Here is a 24,622-nt window from a genome sequence, read left to right on the forward strand (position 1 = left end):
CATGGTTCATGCTGTCCCCTGTCAGGCGCGCACGTGCCCGTCGCCGAGGACGATCCACTTCTCGCTGGTCAGCCCGTTGAGGCCGACCGGGCCGCGCGCGTGGATCTTGTCGGTCGAGATGCCGATCTCGGCGCCGAGGCCATACTCGAAGCCGTCGGCGAAGCGGGTCGAGGCATTGACCATCACCGACGACGAATCGACTTCACGCAGGAAGCGGCGTGCCCTGCCGTAGTCCTCGGTGACGATCGCTTCGGTATGGTGCGAGCTGTAGCGGTTGATGTGCTCGATCGCTTCGTCGAGGCCGTCAACGAGCTTGATCGAGATGATCGGCGCCAGGTACTCGGTGCGCCAGTCCTCCTCGCTCGCCGGGATCGCCTGCGGCAGCAGCGCGCAGGTCTCGGGGCAGCCGCGCAGTTCGACGCCCTTTTCCGAGAGTCGGGCGGCAACGGGCGGCAGGAGCACGGCGGCGACCGAGCGCGCTACGAGCAGCGACTCGGCGGTGTTGCAGGTGCCGTAGCGCTGCGTCTTGGCGTTGTCGACGATCGCCAGCGCCTTGTCGAGCTTGGCCGATTCGTCGAGATAGACGTGGCAGTTGCCGTCGAGGTGCTGGATCATCGGCACGCGCGCTTCGGCCAGCAGGCGCGAGATCAGCCCCTTGCCGCCGCGCGGGACGATCACGTCGACGTACTCGCGCATGGTGATCAGGTGGCCGACCGCGGCACGGTCGGTGGTGTCGATCACCTGCACCGCGTCGGCCGGCAGGCCGGCGGTGGCGAGCGCTTCCTGGACCAGCGTCGCGATGGCGCGGTTGCAGCGGATCGCTTCCGAGCCACCGCGCAGGATCGCCGCGTTGCCCGACTTCAGGCAGAGCGCGGCGGCGTCGGCGGTGACGTTCGGTCGTGCCTCGTAGATGATGCCGATGACGCCGAGCGGGACGCGCATGCGCCCGACCTGGATGCCGCTCGGGCGGTACTTCATGTCGTTCACCTCGCCGATCGGGTCGGCGAGCGCGGCGACCTGCTCGACGCCCTCGGCCATGGCAGCGACGCCCTTGGCCGACAGGGTCAGGCGGTCGAGCATCGCCGGCTCCAGTCCGGCAGCGCGCGCGGCGGCGACGTCCTCGGCGTTGGCGGCGAGCAAGGTGTCCGCCTCGCGGCGGATGGCGGCGGCAAGAGTCATGAGTGCGGCGTTCTTGGCGCTGGTGTCGGCGCGTGCCATTGCACGCGATGCCGCGCGTGCGCGCTGGCCGACGGTCTGCATGTAGTGCGCGATATCCATGGAATTTTCAGCTCGGGGAAAGGTCGAAGGGCAGTGGGCAAAGGACCGGCAAGTCCGCGCAAGGGATCGATTATCGGCGCTTGCGCGCGGGCTGTGAACCGGGTCAGGGAGCAGGAAGGCGCTCGCGTCACATGTCGGTGGCAGCGATGCGTCGTTCGGAGCAAAAAACAGTAACGGAACTAAATCAAAGAGTTTACACTCCGACGCCTCAGAAATTCGGCCTCCGGCCGATTGATCCCGGGAAGAGAAATGCAACGAAAACTCATTCTGCCTGCTGAAGTGAAAACCTGTGCAACCTGCAGCTACTGGGACGGCGAGCGCAAGGTGGACGCAGAACTACAGGTGGTGGTGGTCGACGAGAGCGTGACCGGCGAATGCCTGGTCCGCGAGTCGCCGTGTCCCGGCACCCAGGATGTTCGCGACGCCAACGGTGAGGAATGCTTCTGGGAGACGCTGGCGCCTGACGAGCCCGTCGCCGAAGACGGCGAGATCCAGCCTGCGCCGCTGCGAACCGGAACCGGCTCCTGACCCTTCACGGCAGGTCGGCTTGCCCGCCCTTGCCTCCTCCTCACTGAGCCGGCAAGCTCCTTGCCGGCGCGCGCTTCAGGATTCGCTCGCCAGCCCAAGCCCCAGGCGCAGGAATTCGTCCCACACGTTGCCGCTGGCGGCCCCCTTGATCATGCGGTCGATGCGCGCCGCCTGCGCCAGCGCGGCGAGCGAGCGGCTGCGGTCGAAGCGGCGCAGCGCGCGTTTCATCAGCGCCTGGCGCGGGCCGAAGACGCGCGCCTCTCGCAGCAGCCCGTCGAGCGCCTTTCCCTGCGCCAGTCCCGAGTGGATCGTCGCCAGCGCGCGCACTTCCTCGGTCAGCGCCCACAGCAGCAGGGGCGGCGCCTCGCCTTCCTGGCGCAAGCCGTCGAGTGTCCTCGCGTAGCGCGCGGCGTCGCCCTCCAGCATCGCCTCGCGCAGCGCGTCGATGTCGTAGCGCGCGACGTCGAGCACCGCGTCGCGGATCGCGGCCAGGCTCAAGGGGCCGGGTGGGTGCAGCAGCGCGAGCTTCTGGATTTCCTGGTGCGCGGCGAGCAGATTGCCCTCGACGCGCTCGGCGATGAAGCGCAGGCCCTCGGCGTCGGCGCTCTGTTCCTGGCGGCGCAGGCGAGTCGCGATCCACGCCGGCAGTTCGGCGAGCTTCGGCGCGACGAGCTTGATGATCGCGCCGGCGTTGCCGAGTGCCGCGAGCCAGGCGGCCTTCTCGTCGCGCCAGTCGAGTTCGGGCAGGGTCACCAAGAGCAGCGCGTCGGGCGAGGGGTGTGCCGCGTAGTCCTGCAGCGCGCCGCCGCCGTCGCGACCGGGCTTGCCGTTCGGAATGCGCAGGTCGATCAGCGTGCGCCCGCCGAACAGCGAGCGCGATCCGGCAGCTGCCGAGAGCTGGTTCCAGTTGAAGCCGGGGAGCGCGGTGAGCACGTTACGCTCGTCGAAGCCGCGCCGGCGCGCGGCGGCACGGATCGCGTCGGCGGCTTCGATGACCAGCAGCGGGTCGTCGCCATGGACGACGTAGAGCGGGCGCAGCTCGCCCTCGAGGTGTGACGCCAGCCGCTCGCCGGGGATCAGCACGGGCTCAGTCTTCCTCCGCCAGCGGCTTGGCGGCGGCGAGGCGGCGCAGGAGTTGCTGCACCACGTCGTTCTGCATGTCGCGCCAGAGCAGCGCTTCTTCCTGTTCCTTCGACAGGATGTTCGAGTCGTCGTAGCTCATGTCGCGCAGCATCTCGATCTCGCCGGGGGCCGACAGGTCGATTCCCTTGTTGTCGGTGATGCGGTAGGCGAAGCGGTAGCGCAGCCGCACTTCGCGCACGCGACCGCTGCCGGAGAGCGACAGGATCAGCCGTTGGCGCGCCTCCCCGGCCGGCTGGAAGATCGCCTGCGCGTCCTCGGGGCGCTCGCTGATCCGGGTGCCGCCCGATGCGAGGATGTTGCGCTTGAGACCGGCACCGACTTCGGAGTACTCGGGCAGGTTCAGGTAGAGGCTCTCGTACGGCAGCGTGTAGCTGCCGCGCATCTGGAAGCCGCAGCCGGCGACCAGCGTCGCCGCCAGCAGCGCGGCTGCCACAAGAAGGGAGGGCGTGCGCATCGGGCTTCGCTCAGGCGACGATGTTCACGAGGCGGCCGGGGACGACGATCAGCTTCTTCGGCGCCTGTCCGGCGAGTTGCTTCTGCGCCGCTTCGCTGGCGAGCGCGGCGGCCTCGATCGTCGCCCTGTCGGCGCCGGCGGCAACGCGCAGGCTGCCGCGCAGCTTGCCGTTCACCTGCAGCATCAGCTCGATCTCGTCCTGCGTGAGCGCCGTCTCGTCGACCTGCGGCCAGCCGGCGGCAGCGACCTGACAGCCCGGCTTCAGCTCGCCGTAGAGCGCTTCGGCGATGTGCGGAACGATCGGCCAGAGCAGCAGCGCGACCGCTTCGAGCGCTTCCTGGCGCACCGCGCGCGCGACGGGCGAGGCGTCGTCGAGCTTGCCGTAGGCGTTGAGCAGTTCCATCACCGCGGCGATCGCCGTGTTGAACTGCTTGCGCCGGCCGTAGTCGTCGGCGACCTTGCCGATCGTCTGGTGCAGCTGGCGGCGGAAAGCCTTGAGTGCCGGCGTCAGTTCGCCGGCCTGCGCCGCGCCGAAGGCCGGGACGATGCCGGCGCCGACGTGGTCGTGCACGATCTTCCAGACGCGCTTCAGGAAGCGGAAGGCGCCCTCGACCCCGGCGTCGGACCATTCGAGCGACTGGTCGGGCGGGCTCGCGAACATGATGAACAGGCGCGCGGTGTCGGCACCGTAGCGGTCGATCAGCGCCTGCGGGTCGACGCCGTTGTTCTTCGACTTCGACATCTTCTCGGTGCCGCCGATCACCACCGGCAGGCCGTCGGCGGCGAGCGTCGCGCCGACCGCGCGACCGCGCTCGTCGGTCTCGAGGTTCACGTCGGCCGGGTTGATCCACTGCTTCTTGCCGTTTTCTTCCTCGCGGTAGAAGGTCGGCGCGACGACCATCCCCTGCGTCAGCAGGTTGGCGAAGGGCTCGCCCAGGTCGCCGATCAGGCCGACGTCGCGCATCAGCTTGGTGAAGAAGCGCGAGTAGAGGAGGTGCAGGATGGCGTGCTCGATGCCGCCGATGTACTGGTCGATGCCGCCCTTGCACCAGTACTGGACGCGCTCGTCGACCATCGCCTCGGCGTTGTCGGGGCAGCAGTAGCGCAGGAAGTACCACGAGGACTCGACGAAGGTGTCCATCGTGTCGGTCTCGCGACGCGCCGGCTTGCCGCACTTGGGACAGGTCGTGTCAAAGAACTCGGGCATCTTGGCCAGCGGGCTGCCGGCGCCGTCGATGGTGACGTTCTCGGGCAGCACCACCGGCAGCTGATTGTCGGGAACCGGCACGTCGCCGCAGTCGGCGCAGTGGATGATCGGGATCGGGCAGCCCCAGTAGCGCTGGCGCGAGATGCCCCAGTCGCGCAGGCGGAACTGGACCTTCTTCTCGCCGAGCGCCCGGGCGCCGAGGTCGGCGGCGATCGCGTCGATCGCAGCAGCATAGCCGAGGCCGTCGTACTTGCCCGAATTGACGCAGACGCCGTTCTGCTTGTCGGCGTACCATTCCTGCCAGCCGTCGAGCGAGAATTCCTGGCCGTCGACCGCGATCACCTGCTTGATCGGCAGGCCGTACTTCTTGGCGAAGGCGAAGTCGCGCTCGTCGTGCGCCGGCACCGCCATTACCGCGCCTTCGCCGTAGCCCATCAGCACGTAGTTGCCGACCCACACCTCGACCTGCTCGCCGGTGAGCGGGTGGCTGACATGGATGCCGGTCGGAATGCCCTTCTTCTCCATCGTCGCGAGGTCGGCTTCGGCGACGCCGCCCTTCTTGCATTCCTCGACGAAGGCGGCGATCTCCGGATTCCTGGCCGCGGCCCAGGTGGCCAGCGGGTGCTCGGCGGCGACGGCGACGAAGGTCACGCCCATGATCGTGTCGGCGCGCGTCGTGAATACCCACAGCCGGTCGGACTTGCCGTCGAGTTCGTAGGGGAAGGCGAAGCGCACGCCGGTGCTCTTGCCGATCCAGTTCTTCTGCATCAGCCGCACCTGCTCGGGCCAGCCGGGCAGGTCGTCGAGCGAGGCGAGCAGCTCGTCGGCGTAGGCGGTGATCTTCATGTAGTACATCGGGATTTCGCGCTTCTCGATCAGCGCGCCCGAGCGCCAGCCGCGGCCGTCGATCACCTGCTCGTTGGCGAGAACGGTCTGGTCGATCGGATCCCAGTTCACCGTGCCGAGCTTCTTGTAGATCAGCCCCTTCTCGAACAGGCGGGTGAACAGCCACTGCTCCCAGCGGTAGTAGTCGGGCTTGCAGGTGGCGATTTCACGATCCCAGTCGATCGCGAAGCCGAGCCGCTGCAGCTGCCCCTTCATGTACTCGATGTTGGCGTAGGTCCATTGCGCCGGCGGCACGTTGTTCTGGATCGCCGCATTCTCGGCAGGCATGCCGAAGGCGTCCCAGCCCATCGGCTGCAGCACGTTGTAGCCGCGCAGCCGGTGGAAGCGCGCGAGCACGTCGCCGATCGTGTAGTTGCGCACGTGGCCCATGTGCAACTTGCCCGATGGGTACGGGAACATCGACAGGCAGTAGTACTTGGGGCGGCTCAGGTCCTCGACCGCGCGCGCTGCGGCAGTCTGCTGCCAGCGCGCCTGAGCGGCCAGTTCGATGTCGGCGGGTTGGTATTTTTCCTGCATGGGAGGGCGACCGGGAGATTGAAATCAAGCCGCGGATTATACGCGCTTGCACTCCCGGGTGCCTTGCCGGCGCTGCCGGCGTCGGCGCTCAGGCCGCGTGCCGGTGGCCGGCGAGCAAGTCCTGCCACTGCCGGTGCCACAGCGTGTAAGCGCTGTGCGTTGCGGCCAGGGCGAGCTGTGACATGCGCCGCTGGTGCCGGCAGATCCAGACGACGCTGGTCAGCGGCTTGCGCTCGCGCGCGATGTCTACGCCCGACTCGTCCTCGACCAGAACGAGGAAACGGTCGACGGCGAGTCCGAAGTACTCGGAACTGTCGCAACAGCCGGTGAGCGCTTCGGCTTCGCCGGCAGCGCGGCGCCAGAGCTTGAGCGCCAGCGCTTCGTTGATTCCGGCGCGACGGGCGATCGCGGGCAATATCTTGGGGGCTTTCATGTCGGGGTCCTCGGTGTGCCGTGGTGGCCGTGGCACTGCGCGCCAGCTTCGTGGGCGGCTCATGTTGCAGTGCACAAACATTATAGTCGCTGCGGCGATAATTGCTATCACTTTGGTTAATGTTTTACGTCGGCCGGCTGCCTGCATCCGGCTCCCGTTCGCGCTCCGCCCAGGGGGGGCGGCGCCGGAGGCCTTCTGTCGGCACCCGTTCCGGCGAGGGATCGCGGATAATCGGCGTCCCCCCGATAGCGAAGCCCCGAGCCCATGTCCGACCTTCTCGCCGGTCTCAACCCCGACCAATTCGCCGCTGTCACCCTGCCGCCGCAGCATGCGCTGATCCTCGCCGGCGCCGGTAGCGGCAAGACGCGCGTGCTGACGACGCGCATCGCCTGGCTGATCTCGACCGGCCAGGTCGGCCCGCACGGGTTGCTCGCCGTCACCTTCACCAACAAGGCGGCCAAGGAGATGCTCACGCGCCTGTCGGCGATGCTGCCGATCAACACGCGCGGCATGTGGATCGGCACCTTCCACGGGCTGTGCAACCGGCTCCTGCGCGCGCACCACCGCGAGGCCGGGCTGCCGGCGCTGTTCCAGATCCTCGACTCGGCCGACCAGCTTTCGGCGATCAAGCGCCTCTTGAAGGCCCTGAACATCGACGACGAGAAGTTCCCGCCGCGCGAGCTGATGCACTTCATCAATGGCCACAAGGAGCAGGGCGTGCGCGCGGCGCAGGCCGAGGCCTGGGACGACTACACGCGCCGGCGCGTCGCGCTCTACGCCGAGTACGAGGCGCAGTGTCAGCGCGAGGGCGTCGTCGACTTCGCCGAACTCCTCTTGCGCGCCTATGAACTGCTCGCGCGCAACGAGCCGCTGCGCCGGCATTACCAGGAGCGCTTCGCGCACATCCTGGTCGACGAATTCCAGGACACCAACCGCTTGCAGTACGCGTGGCTGAAGCTCCTGGCCGGCCACGGCGAGTACGCGCGCGCGCCGGGCGGCGAGGGCGAGGCCGTCCGCGCGCCGGCAGCGATCTTCGCTGTCGGCGACGATGACCAGTCGATCTACGCCTTCCGCGGTGCCGACGTCGGCAACATGCGCGACTTCGAGCGCGAGTTCGCGGTCAGGAACGTCATTCGCCTCGAACAGAACTACCGTTCGCACGGCAACATCCTCGACGCCGCCAACGCGCTGATCGCGCACAACCACAGCCGCCTCGGCAAGAACCTGTGGACCGACGCCGGCGCCGGCGAGCCGATCCGTGTCTTCGAGGCATTTTCCGATCTCGACGAGGCCCGCTTCATCGTCGACGAGGTGCGCGAACTGGTGCGCGATGGCGTCGAGCGCGACCAGATCGCGCTGCTCTACCGCTCCAACGCGCAGTCGCGCGTGCTCGAACACCAGCTCTTTTCGAACGGCGTTCCCTACCGCGTGCATGGCGGGCTGCGCTTCTTCGAGCGCCAGGAAGTGAAGCACGCGCTCGCCTACCTGCGCCTGATCGCCAACCCCGACGACGACACCGCCTTCGCGCGCGTCGTCAATTTCCCGACGCGCGGGATCGGCGCGCGCAGCATCGAGGCGCTGCAGGACGCCGCGCACCGCGCCAATTCCAGCCTCTACAACGCCGCCGCCGGACTGCCCGGCAAGGCCGGTACCGCGGTCGGCACCTTCGTACGCCTGATCGAGCAGTTGCGTACCGACTGCACGGCGCTGAGGCTGCCGGAGATGGTCGAGGAGGTCATCGAAAAAAGCGGGCTGCGCCAGCATTACCTCAGTGAGAAGGAAGGCAGCGAGCGCCTCGAGAACCTCGACGAACTGGTCAACGCCGCCGAGAGCTTCCTGCGCGAGGAAAGCGGGGGCGTGTTCGCCACCGCGGGCGAGGGGACGGACGAGCCGGCAGCCGATGCCGACAGCGGTGCCGTCCTCGCCGCCTTCCTCGCCCATGCCTCGCTCGAAGCCGGCGAACACCAGGCCGGCGCAGGCGAGACCGCGGTGCAGCTGATGACCGTGCATGCGGCGAAGGGCCTCGAGTTCGACGTCGTCTTCATCAGCGGCCTCGAACAGGGGCTGTTTCCGCACGAGAACGCGGCGCAGGAGCGCGACGGGCTCGAGGAGGAGCGGCGGCTGATGTATGTGGCGATCACGCGCGCGCGGCGCCGGCTCTACCTGTCCTGCGCGCAGACGCGGATGCTGCACGGGCAGACGCGCTACTGCGTTCCCTCGCTCTTCCTCGAGGAGATTCCAGCGGCGCTCCTGCGCCGGATCGCGCCGGCGCCGGCGTTCACTGCGCCGGCAAGTGCTCATGCGGGCGGCTATGGCCGGTCGGCGGGAAGGTCGGCCGGCAGCGCGTCGGGCCGCGGCGGTAGCCGGGCGGCGGGTGGCCTCGAAACTGAAGTACGTGGACTGCGCATCGGCCAGAGCGTCGAACACGCGCGCTTCGGCGTCGGCGTCATCGTCGCCGCCAAGGGCGGCGCCGACGCACAGGTACAGGTGAACTTCGGCGCCGCCGGCATGAAGTGGCTGTCGCTCGACTACGCCAAGCTGAAACCGCTGTAATTACGGGGGACGGTATACTTAATTCTTGCAAATTGAGTATACCGTTCCCGTAATTTAAAACCGCTGTAGTTGTCCCCCGAATCTGTGGACAAGTCTGTGGGGTGCCTGCGGGCTTGTTTTTCAGGTCATTGTTTCGAAATAAGTTTTTATGATTGCCTAAAAAGTGGGCAGCTTTCCGGGGCTGTGGGCGACGGCTTTTCCCCAGCTTCTGTGGATAAGTCTGTGGGCGGCCTGCGTATGATTCTTCCAAGTCACGCTGGGACAAGGGTTTGCCAGACTTGCCCAAAAAACAGGCAGCGGCTAGGCTGAAGCCTGGTCCGACCTGGCCACCTTCTGCCCACCCCTTTGCGTCGAGGAAACCCCATGTCCCTTGCCTTCCGCATCCATGAAACCGGCGGTCCCGAAGTGCTGCGCCGTGAACAAGTCGTCGTCGGCGACCCGGCGCCCGGCGAGGCGCGCGTGCGCCACGCCGCGGTCGGACTGAACTTCATCGACCTCTACCACCGCAGCGGGCTCTACCCGGTGCCGCTGCCCTCGGGGATCGGGCTAGCCGGCGCCGGTATCGTCGAGGCCGTCGGTGCCGGTGTCGAGCTGGTCAGGCCCGGCGACCGCGTCGCCTACGCCGGGGGGCCGCTCGGCGCTTATTGCGAAGTACGCTGCCTGCCCGCCGACCGCCTGCTCAAGCTGCCCGATGCCATCGCCTTCGAGCCGGCGGCGATGCTGCTGCAGGGCCTGACCTGTGCCTACCTCTTGCGCCGCACCTATCGCGTGCAGCCGGGTGACACCTTGCTCTTCCATGCCGCGGCCGGCGGCGTCGGCCTGCTCGCCTGCCAGTGGGCGGCGGCTCTCGGCGCCACGGTGATCGGTACCGTCTCCTCGGCAGCGAAGGCGGAACTGGCCAAGGCGCATGGCTGCACGCACGTGATCCGCTCCGACTGCGAGGACATCGCCGCGCGCGTGCGCGAGCTGACCGGCGGCGAGGGCGTCGCCGTCGTCTATGACGGAGTCGGTCGCGACACCTTCACCGCCTCGCTCGACAGTCTGCGCCCGCTCGGGATGATGGTCAGCTTCGGCAACGCCTCGGGGCCGGTGCCGCCCGTAGACCTGCTGCAGCTGTCGAATCGCGGCTCGCTGTTCATCACCCGGCCGACGCTCGCCCACTATGTCGCCCGGCGTGCCGACCTGGAGGCGCTCGGCGCCGAGCTGTTCGACATGGTCGCCAGTGGCCGGGTGAAGATCGAGGTCAACCAGCGCTACGCGCTCGCCGACGCGGCAGCCGCGCACCGCGACCTCGCCGCGCGGCGCACCACAGGTTCGACCGTGCTGCTGCCCTGAGCGATGCGCGTTCCCGGCGCCTTTTCGCTGCGCGAGCGACTCGTCACCCTGCGCGAGTGGCTGGCGACGGCGTGGCCGATCGTCGTCGTCACCGTGATCGGCTTCGTCGTCGCCTTCCAGTTCGTGCAGCCGGCGCCGCCGCGTCACCTCACCATCGCCACCGGCTTCGAGAGCGGCGCCTATCACGCGTTTGCCAAGCGCTATGCGGCGATCCTCGCGCGCGACGGGATCAGCGTCGAGGTGCAGACCTCGGCCGGTTCGGTCGACAACCTCGAACGCCTGCGCCGCGGCGAGGTCGACGTCGCCTTCGTGCAGGGCGGCAGCCTGCCGGCACCCGCTCCCGACCTGCTGGCTGTCGCCGAAGCTGCCGAGGACGCGCCGAAGCTGCAATCGCTCGGCAGCGTCTTCCTCGAACCCTTGTGGGTCTTCTACCGCAGCGAGCGCGTCGGCGCGGCGACCAACGTCTTCGCGCGGCCGCTCGAGGTCCTGCACGAACTCGCCGGCCGGCGCGTTGCCATCGGTGCCGAGGGCAGCGGCGTACGCGCGCTGGCGCTGCAACTGCTCGCCGCCAACGAGGTGCCGGTCGACCGCGAGCTGCTGCTGCCGCTGTCCGGGCTCGACGCCGCCAGCGCGTTGTTCGAGGGCAAGGTCGATGCCGCCTTCATCGTCTCGGCGCCGGAAGCGCCGGTGGTGCGCCTGCTCTTGCGCGCACCCGGCATCCGCCTGATGAGTTTCAGCCAGGCCGATGCCTACGCGCGCCTTTTTCCTTTCCTGACACCGGTCACCCTGCCCAAGGGGACGGTCGATCTGGTCGAGAACCGGCCGCCCGCCGATACGCGGCTGCTGGCGAGCACGGCCAACCTGATCACCGCCGAATCGCTGCATCCGGCGCTGGCCAGCCTGCTCATGCAGGCGATGCGCGAGGTGCATGGCGACAACGGCTTCTTCCAGCGCGCCGGCGACTTCCCTGCCGTGCGCGACCAGAGCTTCCCGCTGGCGCCGCTGGCACAGCGTTTCTACGATTCGGGGCCGCCATTCCTGCAGCGCTACCTGCCGTTCTGGCTGGCGGTGCTGGTCGAGCGCATGGTCATCCTGCTGCTGCCCCTGTTCGGCCTGTTGCTGCCCCTGCTGCGTTTTGCGCCGGCGATCTACGCCTGGCGCGTGCGCTCCAAGCTCTTCGCCAGCTACGGCGAGCTCAAGTTCCTCGAAAACGAACTCGAGCAGCCGGCGGCAGCGGAACGCCGCCAGGAGATCCTCGCCCGGCTCGACGAGATCGAGGGCGAGGCGCGCCGACGCAGCGTCCCGCTGTCCTTCACCAACGAGCTGTACACGCTGCGCGAGCACATCGACCTGGTACGCAGCAAGCTCGTCGCTACCGCCGCCAAGGTTCCCTCCGAATGAACTCCCGGCCACCGCTCGCTCCAGCTTTGGCGTATAAAGGCGGTAGGCAGTGAGCCGAGTGCGGACAGACCATCAGGCCCGACAAGCGAGCCCTTCCGTCTGCCCGCCGACGCGATCGATCCCGACCGGCTCCTCGCCGTCAATCCAGTCTGGAGATCGTGATGCGCTCACTCCTTTCGCTCGCCGCGCCGCTTGCCGTTCTCGTCCTCTCCGGCTGCGCCGGAATGATGCAGGCCACCCCGGAGTTGCACTCCGCTTCGCCCGACCGCCAGGTGACGGTCAAGAGCACGGTGATGGCGGTCGGAACGCTCGACTACTCGCCTGACGGCAGGCAGCTCGTCTCCGGCGGCGTCACGCCGGTGGTGCGCGTCTGGGACATGGCTGCGGGCAAGGGTTTGCGTACCCACCGGATGGAGGCGCCCTGGGGCCTCGTCGACGTCGCCTATTCGCGCGACGGCAAGACCTACGCAGCCTCCTCCCTCACCGGTATTTTCGGCGATTCGCTCACTCAGTTGTGGGATGCGGCCAGCGGCGAGTTACTCAAGACGGTGCCGAGCGGCAAGTTTGGTTACAAGCTCGGCTTCTCGGGTGACGGCCGTTATCTGCTCGGCAACCGCTTCGAGACCGGCGGGCTGATGGACAATCCGTACTACAACGTCGAGCAGCTCGACGTGGCGGCCAACCAGATCGTCCGCAGCTATGGACATGCCATGTTCGGCGCGATTTCTCCGGATGGCCAGAAGGCACTGCTGCTCGGCGAATTCGACCGCGGGCCGGCGCTGATCGACCTGGCTTCCGGTCGCGAGCTGTGGCGTGGCAGTGGCCCGGGCGACGCCGCGGCCTTCACGCCTGATGGTCGGCAGCTGCTGGTTTCGCGCGCGGAGTACCACGGCACGCTCGGCAGCAGCATGACGATTTCGGTCGCACTGCTCGACGCGGCCACCGGCATGCAGCAACGGGAGCTGCTGCGCTACGACGTTGCCGGTACCCTGCTTGCCACCGACAAGGAATTCACCAAACTGGTCGCGCTGGCCGTGACCCCCGACGGCCGACGCTTCATGACCGGCAACAACAAGGGCGAGTACAAGCTGTGGGATCTGAGCAGCGGCCAGCTGATCCGCCCGTTGCAGCGGCCGAACGAGAAGATCGTCTTCGACCTGAGCCCGGCGAAGATCGCCTTCTCGCCCAACGGCAAGCTGGTGGCGATCACCTCGGCAGCCTCGGTGCGTCTCTACCACCTCGACAGCGGCGAGGAGGCGGCAGCGCTGATCGCCTTCGACGACGGCGAATGGCTGGTGACCACGCCGAGCGGCTACTACAACGCCTCCGAGAAGGGCGACGAATACCTGAGCGTCACGGTCGGCGGGCAGGCCTACAGCATCGCCCAGTTGCGCGAATCCTTCTTTCGCCCCGATCTGGTCAAGGTCGCTTTGGTCGGCGGCACGCTCGGCGAATACCGCAAGGTGGCCGACATCAAGCCGCCGCCGGCCGTGGCCATCGTCAACACGCCCGACAGCACCGACGCGCGTACGGTGGCGGTATCGCTACAGATCGACGACAAGGGCGGCGGCATCGGCGACGTGCGCCTCTACCGCAACGGCGCGGCCGTCGTACTCGAAAACGCCCGCAAGCTGACGCGCGCCGCAGACAGCAGTCGCATCCTGCGTGTCGACGTGCCGCTCGAACCGGGCCAGAACCTGATCCGCGCCATCGCCTTCAACGCCGACAACAGCATGCAGAGCCAGGATGCGAAGCTCGCGGTGCAGGCGAACATCGCCGCGCGCCAGCCTGCCTTGCACGCCATCGTGATCGGTATCAAGGACTTCGCCAACCCGCGCCTGGCGCTCAAGTATCCGGTGGCGGATGCCGAGCTGTTCGCCTCCACGCTCGAACAAAAGGCGAAGGGCCTGTACAGCAGCGTGCACGTGAAGCGCCTGCTCAAGCCCGCCGAAACCACCAACAACGCCATCGTCGACGCTCTCAAGCGCGCCCGCAGCGAAGTCGGCCCGGAAGACCTGTTCGTCTTCTACGTCGCCAGCCACGGCACGGTCGACGACGGCCAGTACCTGCTGATCACCTCGAACGTTGGCTCGACCATGACGGCGCGCCTCAGGCAGGATGCGCTGACGCAGGACAGCATCAAGGAACTGATCTCCAACATTCCGGCCTCCAAGAAGCTGGTCGTGCTCGACACCTGTAGCGCCGGCCAGCTCGGCGACGCCATCCAGGTGGCGATGCTGACGCGCGGCATGAGCGACGACACGGCAATGAAGGTGCTGTCGCGCGCGGTCGGCTCGACGGTGCTCTCCGCCGCCACCTCGGTTCAGGAGGCGCTCGAAGGCTACAAGGGCCATGGACTTTTCACCTACGTCATCGCCGCCGGCATGAACGGTGCGGCCGACGCCAACCAGGACGGCTTCGTCAAGACGCTGGAACTGGCCGACTACGTCGATTCGCAAGTGCCGGAACTTGCCGATACGGTGTTCAGGCACAAGCAGTACCCGATCGTCTCGCCGACCGGACAGGGCTTTCCGCTGGTGAAGCTGCGCTAGCCGGCCGCAGCGCAGGGGCCGGCCTCGCGCGGCACAGGGTAAAATCCGACGATGTCCGCTTCCCGCCCCGAACCCCGTTTCGTCCATCTCCGTCTCCACAGCGAGTACTCGGTCACCGACGGCATCGTCCGCATCGACGACGCGGTCGCTCGCGCCGCAGAGCTCGGCATGCCGGCGCTGGCGCTGACCGACCTGGCCAACCTGTTCGGTTTCGTCAAGTTCTACACGGCTGCACGCAAGGCCGGCATCAAGCCGGTGCAGGGCGCCGACGTGTTCATCGCCAACGAGGACGACCCCGACCGCCCCTACCGCCTCCTGCTGCTCTGCCGCACGCACCGCGGCTACCTGCAGCTGTGTGAGATCCTCTCGCGCGCCTACCTCGCACCGCGCGTGCGCGGGCGTGCCGAGGTGACGCTGGCGATGCTGCACGAGGTCGGCGTCGACGGCTTGATCGCCCTTTCCGGTGCCGCGCACGGCGACGTCGGGGCGGCGCTCACGCAGGGATCGCGCGAGCAGGCACTGGCGCGTGCGCGCGCCTGGGCCGAACTGTTCCCGGACGCGTTCTACCTCGAGGTGCAGCGCGTGCAGGTGCCGGCCGCGCCCGGTTCGGCGCAGAAGACGGTCCAGGAAGCCGCGCAGGCCGTGGCCAGGGAAGAGGCGCTGGTCGCCGCGACGGTCGCGCTGGCCGGCGAACTCGAGCTGCCGCTGGTGGCGACGCATCCGATCCAGTTCCTCGATCGCGACGACTTCAAGGCGCACGAGGCGCGCGTCTGCATCGCCGAGGGCTACGTGCTCGGCGACCCGCGCCGGCCGCAGTCGTGCACCGAGGAGCAGTATTTCCGCAGCGGCGACGAGATGGTCGAGCGCTTCGCCGACCTGCCCGAGGCGCTCGAGAACTCGGTCGAGATCGCACGCCGCTGCAACCTCGAAATCACGCTCGGCAAGAACTACCTGCCCGACTTCCCGACGCCGCCGGGCGTCTCGCTCGACGACTTCCTCTGCCAGCAGGCGGCCGAGGGGCTCGAACGCAGGCTGCTCCAGCTTTTTCCCGATGCGGAAGAGCGCGAGCGCCGCAGCCCCGAGTATTTCGCGCGCCTGAAGGTCGAGACCGACACCATCGTGCAGATGGGTTTCCCCGGCTACTTCCTGATCGTTGCCGACTTCATCAACTGGGCGAAGCACAACGACGTACCGGTCGGACCGGGGCGCGGCTCGGGCGCCGGTTCGGTCGTCGCCTACGCGCTGGGCATCACCGACCTCGACCCGCTGCGCTACGCGCTGCTGTTCGAGCGCTTCCTCAACCCCGAGCGCGTGTCGATGCCCGACTTCGACGTCGACTTCTGCCAGGACAAGCGCGGCCGCGTCATCGAGTACGTGCGCGGCAAGTACGGCGCGGCGGCGGTGTCGCAGATCGCCACCTTCGGCACCATGTCGTCGAAGGCGGTCATCCGCGACGTCGGGCGCGTGCTCGACCTGCCGTACAGCATGTGCGACACGCTGTCCAAGCTGATCCCGCTGGAAGCGAACAAGCCCTTGTCGCTGGACAAGGCGATCGAGGCCGAGCCGCAACTCAAGGCGCGCATCGACGAGGAAGAGGAGGTGCGCGAGCTGTTCGACCTCGCCCGCCGCCTCGAGGACCTGACGCGCAACGTCGGCATGCACGCCGGCGGCGTGCTCATCGCCCCCGGCAAGCTCACCGACTTCTGCCCGCTCTACTCGGCCGACGGCGGCGGTTCGGTCGTCTCGCAGTACGACAAGGACGACGTCGAGAAGGTCGGCCTCGTCAAGTTCGACTTCCTCGGCCTCAGAAACCTCACCATCATCAAGCTCGCCGTCGATTACGTCGAGCGGCTGACCGGCAGCCGTCCCGACATCGACGCGCTCACCTTCGACGACAAGGCGACCTACCAGGTCCTGCGCGATGCGAACACCACCGCGGTGTTCCAGGTCGAATCGGAGGGGATGAAGAAGCTCCTCAAGAAGCTCGCGCCCGACCGCTTCGAGGACATCATCGCCGTGCTTGCGCTCTACCGGCCGGGTCCGCTCGGCTCGGGGATGGTCGACGACTTCATCCTGCGCAAGAAGGGCCAGCAGACGATCGACTACTTCCACCCGGACCTGCAAGGCTGCCTCGAGCCGACCTACGGCGTCATCGTCTATCAGGAACAGGTGATGCAGATCGCGCAGATCATCGGCGGCTACACGCTCGGTGGTGCCGACTTGCTGCGCCGCGCGATGGGCAAGAAGAAGGCCGAGGAGATGGCGCTGCACCGCGACCTGATGCGTGAGGGCGCGAAGAAGAAGGGTTACGACGAAGCGCTGGCGATGCAGCTCTTCGACCTGATGGAGAAGTTCGCCGAGTACGGCTTCAACAAGTCGCACACCGCCGCCTACGCCGTCGTCACCTACCAGACCGCGTGGCTGAAGGCGCACCACACCTCGGCCTTCATCGCCGCGACCCTGTCGTCGGACATGGACAACACCGATTCGGTGAAGATCTTCCACGACGACGCGATCGCCAACAAGCTCACCATCCTCGGTCCCGACGTCAATGCCTCCGACTACCGCTTCACCCCGGTCGACCGCAAGACGATCCGCTACGGCCTCGGCGCGGTCAAGGGCGTCGGCGAGCAGGCGGTGGTGAACATCATCGACGCGCGCAAATCCGGCGGGCCGTTCAAGGACCTGTTCGACTTCTGTCGCCGTTCCGACAAGCGCCTGGTCAACCGCCGCGCGATCGAGGCGCTGATCCGCGCCGGTGCCTTCGACGCGCTCGACGACCATCGCGCGCGCCTGCTCGCCTCGGTCGGCGTCGCCATGGAGGCCGCCGAGCAGGCCGAGCGCAACGCCAGGCAGACGAGCCTCTTTGACCTTCTCGGCAGCGGCGACGGTGGCGAGCAGCTGGCGCCGCAATACGTGGAAGTCGCGCGCTGGAGCGAAAAGCAGCGCCTCTCCGAAGAAAAGATCGCGCTCGGCTTCTTCTTCTCCGGTCATCCCTTCGACGCCGTGCGCGCCGAGGTGTCGCGCTTCGCACGCCGGCCGCTGGCGCGGCTCGAGGCGCAGCGCGAACTGCAGATGGTCGCCGGACTGGTCACCGGCGTGCGCAGCAAGATCACCGGGCGCGGCAAGATGGCCTTCGTCCAGATCGACGACGGCAGCGCGTCGATCGAGGTGTCGGTGTTCAGCGAGGTGTTTGACGCCGACCGCGCCAAGATCCGCGAGGACGAGGTGCTGGTCGTCGAAGGCAAGATCAGCCGCGACGACTTCGCCGGCGAGGGCAAGGTCAGGGTCGTCGCCGAACGCCTGCTCACCCTCGGCGAGGCGCGCAGCCGCTTCGCCCGCCAGCTCGCACTCCGCGTCGACGGCACGCGCGGCAAGCCCGCCGGCCTGCTGCAGCGCCTGCAGACCCTGCTCGCTCCGTACGCCGCCGGCGCCTGCCCGGTCTGCCTGCACTACCGCAATGCCGTCGCCGCCTGCGACCTCGTCCTCGGCGAGGCCTGGCGCGTCCGCCTCGACGAGGACCTGATCGCGTCCCTCGCCACGGCCTTTGGTGCCGACAGCGTGCGCATCGATTACGCGTGAGCGCCCTGGCGGCAAGCTGCCGACCTTCCCCAATCCGCCCGAGTGCTCCGATGACCCAAGCCCACCTGATCGACCGCCTGCTGCTCGACGAACTCGTCGCCACGGCGGCGGCCACACCGCGCCGCCGCAAGAACCACAACTTCCATCGCAGCGACCTCGACGTCGCGCACCGCCTGCTCAACGCCATCGAGCCAGGCTCCTACGTCCCGCCGCACCGGCACCTTGACCCGGCCAAGGACGAGACGATGCTGGTCGTGCGTGGCCAGCTCGGTGTCGTCTGCTTCGACGACGCCGGGCGCGTCACGCAGACGACCCTGCTCGCCGCCGGGGGCGAGGTGATCGGCGTCGACATCCCGCACGGGGTGTGGCACAGCGTGCTCGCCTGTAGCCCCGGGACGGTCTTCTTCGAAGCCAAGGCGGGCCCCTGGGCACCGCTCGCCGAGGCCGAGCGTGCGCCGTGGGCGCCGGCCGAGAACGAGGAAGGCGCCGCGGCCTATCAGGCCGCGCTGCGCGCCCTGTTCTGAGCCCCCAGACCCGTTTTCAGCCACGAAAAAGTACGAAAAGACACAAAAAGGCACGAAAGCCACCAGGTAAGACCTCGGCTTACGGTCGGGTCGAGCCATCGGCTCATGGCCGTCCGGCGTCGAACCACGTGCCAGGTTTTTCGTGCATTTCGTGGCCCACTGCCTTTCCCTGCCTGCTTCGGGCCTTCAGGCCCTCCCTCACGAGTGTGCTGCCGCGCGAACGTTTCTCGTGCGCCGCCGCCCATGTCTGCATATTATGCTATCGTCCTGGTTTCGGATTTGGCATGATGGCATCGGTGGTGAGTGCTCGTGCGCACGCCAGTTGCTGCCGTCGTCCCCGAGCGTGTTCCCGAGCGAAGCATGATCCTGAAAAAAGCAGTTGGCCACGAAATGCACGAAAAACACGAAATCGTTCATGGGGTTCGACGCAGAGTGGAAACAACCCGATGGGTCAGATACTGAACGACCGCAACCCTATGTTTTGTTTCGTGGCTTTCGTGTTTTTCGTGGCTGAAAAGAGGTTTTAAGGATGATGCGATCCCTGTCCGAAAACCAGTTCCGCCGTATCTTCGAGCGCTCGCCGCTCGGGATGGCCGTGGTCGACGCGAAGAGTGGTCGCTTCCTTGCGGTCAATCCGCGCTTTGCGGCGATCGTCGGTCTCAGCGAGGAGGCCCTGGCCGGGTTCGACTGGCGCCGCCTGACGCATCCCGAAGACCTGCCGCTCCAGCAGGAGCGGATGGCGCAACTCGCGGCCGGTACGATCGCCAGCTTTCAGATCGACAAGCATTACCTGCGCGCCGACGGCTGCAGTGCCTGGTGGCGCCTGAGCGTCTCTGCGCTCGACAGCGACGGCGCTCTTCGTTTCATGGCGCTGGTCGAGGAGACCAGCGAGCGCGTGCAGCAGGAGCAGGCGAACAGCGCTGCCCGCGAATTCAGCGAGCGACGGCTCGGTGCCCTGGTCGCGCAGGGGCTCGCCGGTACCGCCGAGGCCGATCTGGAATGCAGGCTGACCTACGTGAACGAGCGCTACTGCCAGATCGTCGGCCATCCGCGTGAGGCACTGCTCGGCCGGCACCTGGGCGAATTCACCACCCCCGAGGACTGGGCGCGCCAGCAATCCTTGTTCGCCGACCTGCTGGCCGGCGGCGATGCAAATGCCATCCTGGTCAAACGCTATGTGCGCCGCGACGGAACGCTGAGCCATGCCCAGGTCGCCTTCGTGCTCGTGCGCGACGCCGCCGGCGCTCCTGCCGGCTACAGTTGCCTCGTCACCGACACCAACGAACTCAAGCGTACCGAGCACGAGTTGCGCGACAGCGAACAGCGTTATCGTGCGCTCAATGCCGAACTCGAATCCAAGGTGGCGCGACGGACCGCCGAACTCACGGCGACGAAAGAGCGGATCGTCGATGCGATGGCGCGGGTGTCGCGCTCCGAGATGAAGTTCAGGGCCGTCTTCGAGCAGTCGCCGCTCGGCATCGCGCTGGTCGACCCGCTCGGCGGCCGTGTCCTCGAAGCCAACGAGCGCTTTGCCACGATCTGCGGCTTCACTCGGGACGACCTGGCACAGCTCGACTGGTCGCGCCTCGTCCGCCCGGACGAGTTGCCGCGGCCGTGGAGCCGGAGTGCGCCGATCGAATCCTTCCGCATCGACCAGCGTCACCTGCGGCAAGGGCAGGAGGCCTGGATGCGTGTCACCTTCGCGCCGCTCAACATCGAGGCGGAAGGGCGTTGCTGCCATCTGGCGCTGGTCGAGGACATCACGCAGCAGAAGCTGCACGAACGCGAGCTCGAACAGGCGCGGGAGGCGATCATCGACGCCAACCTTGCGTTGCAGGCCGCCAACGCCGAGCTCAAGCAACTTGCCACCACCGATCCGCTCACCGGCACCTGGAATCGCCGCCACTTCCAGCAGGTCATCGCTGCCGAGATCAAGCAGGCGCTGCGCTACGGGCAGCAGCTCTCGCTGCTCCTGTTCGACCTCGACCATTTCAAGTCGATCAACGATCGCCATGGACACCAGGTCGGCGACCAGGTCCTGGTCGCGCTGACCCGGCTGCTGCAGCGCAATCTGCGTTCGACCGACGTGCTCGCGCGCTGGGGGGGCGAAGAGTTCGCGGTGGTGATGCCGCACTGCGGGGCGAACGAGGCGGCGAGCCTGGCTGAAAAGCTGCGCGCCCTGATCGCGGGCTGGGAATTCACGGACGTCGGCTGCGTGACGGTGAGCTGCGGCCTGGCCGAGTACCAGCCACCCGAAACCCTGGATTCCTGGCTCAAGCGCGCCGATGACGCGCTTTACGCGGCCAAGTCGTCAGGACGCAACGTCCTCTGCCAGGCGGCGTGAGCCGCCGCGTGGGGTATAATCTCCGGCTGTTTTGCTTCTCGGAACGCCCCGGTGCCCGACGACAATCTCGTCAAGATCAGCGACCTCAGCTTTGCCTACGATGAACGGCCGATCCTCGACGGAATCAACATGGAGATTCCGCGGGGCAAGGTGGTCGCCATCATGGGCGGCTCGGGCTGCGGCAAGACGACGCTACTGCGCCTGATCGGCGGGCAGTTGAAGCCGACGCGCGGCAGCGTTCAGGTCGACGGTCGCGCCGTCGATCGCATGGGGCACGAGGAACTGTATGCGCTGCGCCGGCGCATGGGCATGCTGTTCCAGTTCGGCGCGCTGTTCACCGACGTCTCGGTGTTCGACAACGTCGCCTTCCAGTTGCGCGAGCACACCGATCTTCCGGAAGAGCTGATCCGCGACATGACGCTGATGAAGCTCAACGCGGTCGGCCTGCGCGGCGCGCATGCGCGGATGCCGGGCGAGCTCTCCGGCGGCATGGCGCGGCGCGTTGCGCTGGCCCGCGCCATCGCGCTCGACCCGATGCTGATCATGTACGACGAGCCCTTCACCGGTCTCGACCCGATTTCGCTCGGCATCATCGGCCAGTTGATCCGGAAGCTCAACGATGCGCTCGGCGCGACCTCGATCATGGTCACGCACGACATCCACGAGTCGCTGATGATCGTCGATTACATCTACTTCATGTCGGCCGGACGCGTCGTCGCGCAGGGGACACCGGACGAGATCCGCGCCTCGCAGGACCCCTTCGTGCATCAGTTCGTCAACGCCGAGGCCGACGGTCCGGTGCCTTTCCACGTCGCCGCGCCGTCCTTCGGCCAGGAGTTGCTGCGCGGGGTGGGCAATGGCTAGGGGGCTCCTCGATCTGGTCGAGCAGCTCGGCCATCGCCTGAACGAGAAGTTCATCCGCCTCGGTTTCGCGACGCGCTTCTTCTTCACCCTGCTGCTCTTCTCCGGGCAGTCCTTCCGCCGCCCGTTCCTGACCGTGCGCGAGGTCTATTTCTCGGGTGTCCTCTCGCTCCTGATCATTTCCGTCTCCGGCCTGTTCGTCGGACTGGTGCTCGGCCTGCAGGGCTACGAGACGCTGCAGCGCTACGGTTCGTCCGAGGCGCTCGGCATCCTGGTCGCGCTGTCGCTGACGCGCGAACTCGGTCCGGTGGTGGCGGCGCTGCTCTTCGCGTCGCGCGCCGGGTCGTCGGTGACCGCCGAAATCGGCCTGATGAAGGCGACCGAGCAGCTGACGGCGATGGACATGATGGCGGTGAATCCGATCGCGCGCGTGGTCGCGCCGCGCTTCTGGGGCGGCGTCATCTCGATGCCGATCCTGGCGGCACTGTTCTCGGCGATGGGCATCTTCGGTGGCTACCTGATCGGCGTCGTCTTCATCGGCGTCGACGAGGGCGCCTTCTGGTCGCAGATGCAGGCCTCGGTCGATTTCCGCCTCGACATCCTGAATGGCGTGATCAAGAGCTTCGTCTTCGGCGTCGCCGTCGCGTTGATCGCCGTATTCGAAGGCTACGATTCGGTGCCGACCGCCGAAGGCGTCTCGCGCGCCATCACGCGCACCGTCGTCACCTCGGCGCTGGCCATCCTCGCCCTCGATTTTGTGTTGACCTCGTTCATGTTCCGGGGACTTTGATGAACCGCAAACTGATCGACCTGTGGGTCGGTATCTTCGTTGCCATCGGCATCGCCGCCTTCCTCTTCCTGGCGCTCAAGGTCGGCAACATGTCCTCCGCCAACTTTGCCGAGACCTACGTGGTTCAGGCCAAGTTTGATAACATCGGCGGCCTGAAGGTGCGGGCCCCGGTAAAGAGTGCCGGCGTCGTCGTCGGTCGGGTCGCCGACATTCGTTTCGATCCCGAGAACTATCAGGCGGTCGTTGCACTCAAACTGGAGAGTCGCTACCAGTTTCCGAAGGATACCTTCGCGTCGATCCTGACTTCCGGTTTGCTCGGTGAGCAGTACGTCGGTCTCGACGTCGGTGGCGACGACAGGATGCTGGCCGCGGGCGACGTGATCGCGAAGACGCAGTCGGCGGTCGTGTTGGAGAAGCTGATCAGCCAGTTCCTCTTCAACAAGGCGTCGGAAGGGGCGGAACAGAAGTGAATGCGAGAAAAGGTGATTCCGTGAAAAAGCAGACGAGGCGGGGAGGGCGCTGGTACGCGCCGCTGCTGCTCGCCGTTTCGCTCGCCGGCATCAGCGCCCCGGCTGCAGCCGACAACCCGAAAGATCCCTTTGAAGGCTTCAATCGCGTGATGTTCCAGGTGAACGAGGGCATCGACGAAGTCGTCAAGCCGGTCGCCAAGGGTTACGACGAGGCGGCGCCCCTGCCGGTCAAGGCGGCCGTCGGCAACTTCTTCGGCAACCTGTACGATGCATGGACGGCCTTGAACAATCTGCTGCAGGGCAAGCCGGGGGCGGCCGGCAGCGACGCCGGGCGCGTCCTCATCAACACCGTGCTCGGCATCGGCGGCGCTTTCGACGTCGCCAGCGAAATGGGTCTCGCCAAACATTCGGAAGACTTCGGCCAGACCCTTGCGGTCTGGGGCGTCGATGACGGGCCGTTCTTCTTCTGGCCGATCATCGGACCGCGGACGACGCGCGACACCTTCGGTTTTGCCGTCGACAGCTGGACCGACATGGTCTGGGGGCTCGATGCCGTTCCGCTGCGCAACAGCCTGGGCGGCATTCGTTTCATCGATGTCCGCGCCAGCATGCTGCCGGCGGACAAGGTGGTCGATGAGGCCGCCATCGACAAGTACAGCTATATCCGTGACGCCTACCTGCAACACCGGCAATCCCAGATCCGCGACGGGGCGACCCAGTTGCCGAGCTACGAGGACGATGACGAATAGCCGGCGCTGTTCCTCGTTCCAGGTCTTTTCCCCTATTGCTGTCCGACGGAAGTCATCCATGAAGTCCCTGTTTGCGCGTCTCGCCTCATTCTGTATCGGCCTTTCCCTGGTCGCCGCCGCTCCGGTCGTCGCCGCCGAGCTCGCTCCCGATGCGCTGGTCAAGCGCGTCACCGAGGAAGTGCTGACCATCGTCCGCGCCGACCGCGAGTTGCAGAACGGCAACACCAGGAAGGCGATCGAGCTCGTCGACACCAAGGTGCTGCCGCACTTCGACTTCATGCGCATGACCCGGCTCGCCGTCGGCCGCGACTGGAAGAAGGCGACTCCCGAGCAGCAGAAGCAACTGGCCGACGAGTTCCGCAAGCTGCTGGTGCATACCTACGCCAATTCGGTGACCGCGTATCGCGACCAGAAGATCGTGTATAAGCCGTTCAAGGCGGCCGACAGTGACAGCGATGTCATCGTCAGGACCGAAGTCGTGCAGCCGGGCAGCAAGCCGATCGAGCTCGACTACGCGCTCGAGAAAGGCGCCGACGGCTGGAAGGTTTTCGACGTGATCGTCGGCGGCATCAGCCTCGTCACCAACTACCGTGAAACCTTCCGTCAGGAAGTGAGCGCTTCCGGCGTCGACGGCCTGATCAAGATGCTGGTGGACAAGAACCGCAAGCTCGAAGCCGATACCGGCAAGCCCGCAGCCAAGAAATGATCGAGCAGTCCGACGACCGTTTGCGCGTCACCGTGCCGATGGTGATCGGCAACGCACGCGCCCTGCTCGAAGCGGGGCGTTCGCGTCTCGCCGCCGGCGGGGAGACGCTGTTCGACCTCGAGTCGGTCGCCGAGGCCGATTCTGCTGCCCTGACCCTGGTCTTTGCCTGGGCGCGCAGCGCACAGGCGAACGGCGGCTCGCTGCGCGTCGCCAATCCGCCGGCCAGCCTCCTCAGCCTCGCCGATCTCTACGGCGTTTCCGAATTCCTGCCGCTCGCCTGAACGGCGGGC

The 24,622-nt window shown here is 67.1% G+C and carries 19 protein-coding genes; 14 read left to right on the top strand and 5 right to left on the bottom strand.

Features of this window, described 5'->3' with window-relative positions:
• Nucleotides 1-21 precede the first annotated feature (21 nt).
• Nucleotides 22-1,278, bottom strand: a complete 1,257-nt coding sequence (locus tag CCR84_RS00650; RefSeq protein ID WP_201209006.1) for a glutamate-5-semialdehyde dehydrogenase — start codon at nt 1,276-1,278, stop codon at nt 22-24.
• A 249-nt stretch (nt 1,279-1,527) separates the two neighbouring features.
• On the opposite strand from CCR84_RS00650, the gene CCR84_RS00655 reads away from it, so the two are divergent.
• A complete protein-coding gene (locus CCR84_RS00655) occupies nt 1,528-1,806 on the top strand; it encodes a hypothetical protein (RefSeq protein ID WP_201209007.1) in 279 nt (92 codons plus the stop codon).
• A gap of 75 nt (nt 1,807-1,881) precedes the next feature.
• Here the strand turns inward: CCR84_RS00655 and holA are convergent, their stop codons facing one another.
• The 4 genes from holA to CCR84_RS00675 form a co-directional block, all read right to left on the bottom strand.
• The gene (gene holA / locus CCR84_RS00660; protein WP_201209008.1) at nt 1,882-2,889 is read right to left on the bottom strand and encodes a DNA polymerase III subunit delta; all 1,008 of its coding nucleotides are present in this window, start codon (nt 2,887-2,889) and stop codon (nt 1,882-1,884) included.
• 4 nt (nt 2,890-2,893) lie between these two features.
• Nucleotides 2,894-3,403: an LPS-assembly lipoprotein LptE gene (locus CCR84_RS00665; RefSeq protein WP_201209009.1), complete on the bottom strand. Its 510-nt coding sequence runs from the start codon at nt 3,401-3,403 to the stop codon at nt 2,894-2,896.
• Nucleotides 3,404-3,413: 10 nt separating this feature from the next.
• Nucleotides 3,414-6,032, bottom strand: a complete 2,619-nt coding sequence (gene leuS / locus CCR84_RS00670) for a leucine--tRNA ligase (protein WP_201209010.1) — start codon at nt 6,030-6,032, stop codon at nt 3,414-3,416.
• 88 nt (nt 6,033-6,120) lie between these two features.
• Complete coding sequence (locus tag CCR84_RS00675; RefSeq protein WP_201209011.1) at nt 6,121-6,465, bottom strand: hypothetical protein; 345 nt, start codon at nt 6,463-6,465, stop codon at nt 6,121-6,123.
• 264 nt (nt 6,466-6,729) lie between these two features.
• Between CCR84_RS00675 and CCR84_RS00680 the strand changes: the two genes are divergently transcribed.
• The 13 genes from CCR84_RS00680 to CCR84_RS00740 all read left to right on the top strand — a co-directional run bounded on the left by CCR84_RS00680 (nt 6,730) and on the right by CCR84_RS00740 (nt 24,613).
• Nucleotides 6,730-9,018, top strand: coding sequence for a UvrD-helicase domain-containing protein (locus CCR84_RS00680; protein ID WP_201209012.1), 2,289 nt, complete (start codon nt 6,730-6,732; stop codon nt 9,016-9,018).
• A 363-nt stretch (nt 9,019-9,381) separates the two neighbouring features.
• Nucleotides 9,382-10,353 (top strand): quinone oxidoreductase family protein, encoded by a 972-nt coding sequence (locus CCR84_RS00685; protein WP_201209013.1) that lies wholly within the window; start codon nt 9,382-9,384, stop codon nt 10,351-10,353.
• A gap of 3 nt (nt 10,354-10,356) precedes the next feature.
• Complete coding sequence (locus tag CCR84_RS00690) at nt 10,357-11,754, top strand: TAXI family TRAP transporter solute-binding subunit (RefSeq protein ID WP_201209014.1); 1,398 nt, start codon at nt 10,357-10,359, stop codon at nt 11,752-11,754.
• 161 nt (nt 11,755-11,915) lie between these two features.
• The gene (locus tag CCR84_RS00695) at nt 11,916-14,306 is read left to right on the top strand and encodes a caspase family protein (protein ID WP_201209015.1); all 2,391 of its coding nucleotides are present in this window, start codon (nt 11,916-11,918) and stop codon (nt 14,304-14,306) included.
• A 51-nt stretch (nt 14,307-14,357) separates the two neighbouring features.
• Nucleotides 14,358-17,888 (top strand): DNA polymerase III subunit alpha, encoded by a 3,531-nt coding sequence (gene dnaE / locus CCR84_RS00700; RefSeq protein WP_201209016.1) that lies wholly within the window; start codon nt 14,358-14,360, stop codon nt 17,886-17,888.
• A gap of 50 nt (nt 17,889-17,938) precedes the next feature.
• Nucleotides 17,939-18,412, top strand: a complete 474-nt coding sequence (locus CCR84_RS00705) for a WbuC family cupin fold metalloprotein (protein WP_201209017.1) — start codon at nt 17,939-17,941, stop codon at nt 18,410-18,412.
• A gap of 529 nt (nt 18,413-18,941) precedes the next feature.
• The gene (locus CCR84_RS00710; protein WP_201209018.1) at nt 18,942-20,756 is read left to right on the top strand and encodes a sensor domain-containing diguanylate cyclase; all 1,815 of its coding nucleotides are present in this window, start codon (nt 18,942-18,944) and stop codon (nt 20,754-20,756) included.
• 51 nt (nt 20,757-20,807) lie between these two features.
• On the top strand, nt 20,808-21,620 hold the full coding sequence (locus CCR84_RS00715; protein ID WP_201209019.1) for an ATP-binding cassette domain-containing protein: 813 nt from the start codon (nt 20,808-20,810) through the stop codon (nt 21,618-21,620).
• The gene (gene mlaE / locus CCR84_RS00720) at nt 21,613-22,407 is read left to right on the top strand and encodes a lipid asymmetry maintenance ABC transporter permease subunit MlaE (protein ID WP_201209020.1); all 795 of its coding nucleotides are present in this window, start codon (nt 21,613-21,615) and stop codon (nt 22,405-22,407) included. The genes CCR84_RS00715 and mlaE overlap by 8 nt, the downstream gene beginning before the upstream one ends.
• Nucleotides 22,407-22,877, top strand: a complete 471-nt coding sequence (gene mlaD, locus CCR84_RS00725; protein WP_201209021.1) for an outer membrane lipid asymmetry maintenance protein MlaD — start codon at nt 22,407-22,409, stop codon at nt 22,875-22,877. The genes mlaE and mlaD overlap by 1 nt, the downstream gene beginning before the upstream one ends.
• A gap of 20 nt (nt 22,878-22,897) precedes the next feature.
• Nucleotides 22,898-23,626, top strand: coding sequence for an MlaA family lipoprotein (locus CCR84_RS00730; RefSeq protein ID WP_201209022.1), 729 nt, complete (start codon nt 22,898-22,900; stop codon nt 23,624-23,626).
• Nucleotides 23,627-23,684: 58 nt separating this feature from the next.
• Complete coding sequence (locus CCR84_RS00735) at nt 23,685-24,332, top strand: MlaC/ttg2D family ABC transporter substrate-binding protein (protein WP_201209023.1); 648 nt, start codon at nt 23,685-23,687, stop codon at nt 24,330-24,332.
• Nucleotides 24,329-24,613, top strand: a complete 285-nt coding sequence (locus CCR84_RS00740) for an STAS domain-containing protein (protein ID WP_201209024.1) — start codon at nt 24,329-24,331, stop codon at nt 24,611-24,613. The genes CCR84_RS00735 and CCR84_RS00740 overlap by 4 nt, the downstream gene beginning before the upstream one ends.
• The last annotated feature ends 9 nt before the right edge of the window (nt 24,614-24,622 follow it).

The sequence above is a fragment of the Rhodocyclus purpureus genome, assembly GCF_016653115.1.
Classification (GTDB): Bacteria; Pseudomonadota; Gammaproteobacteria; order Burkholderiales; family Rhodocyclaceae; genus Rhodocyclus; species Rhodocyclus purpureus.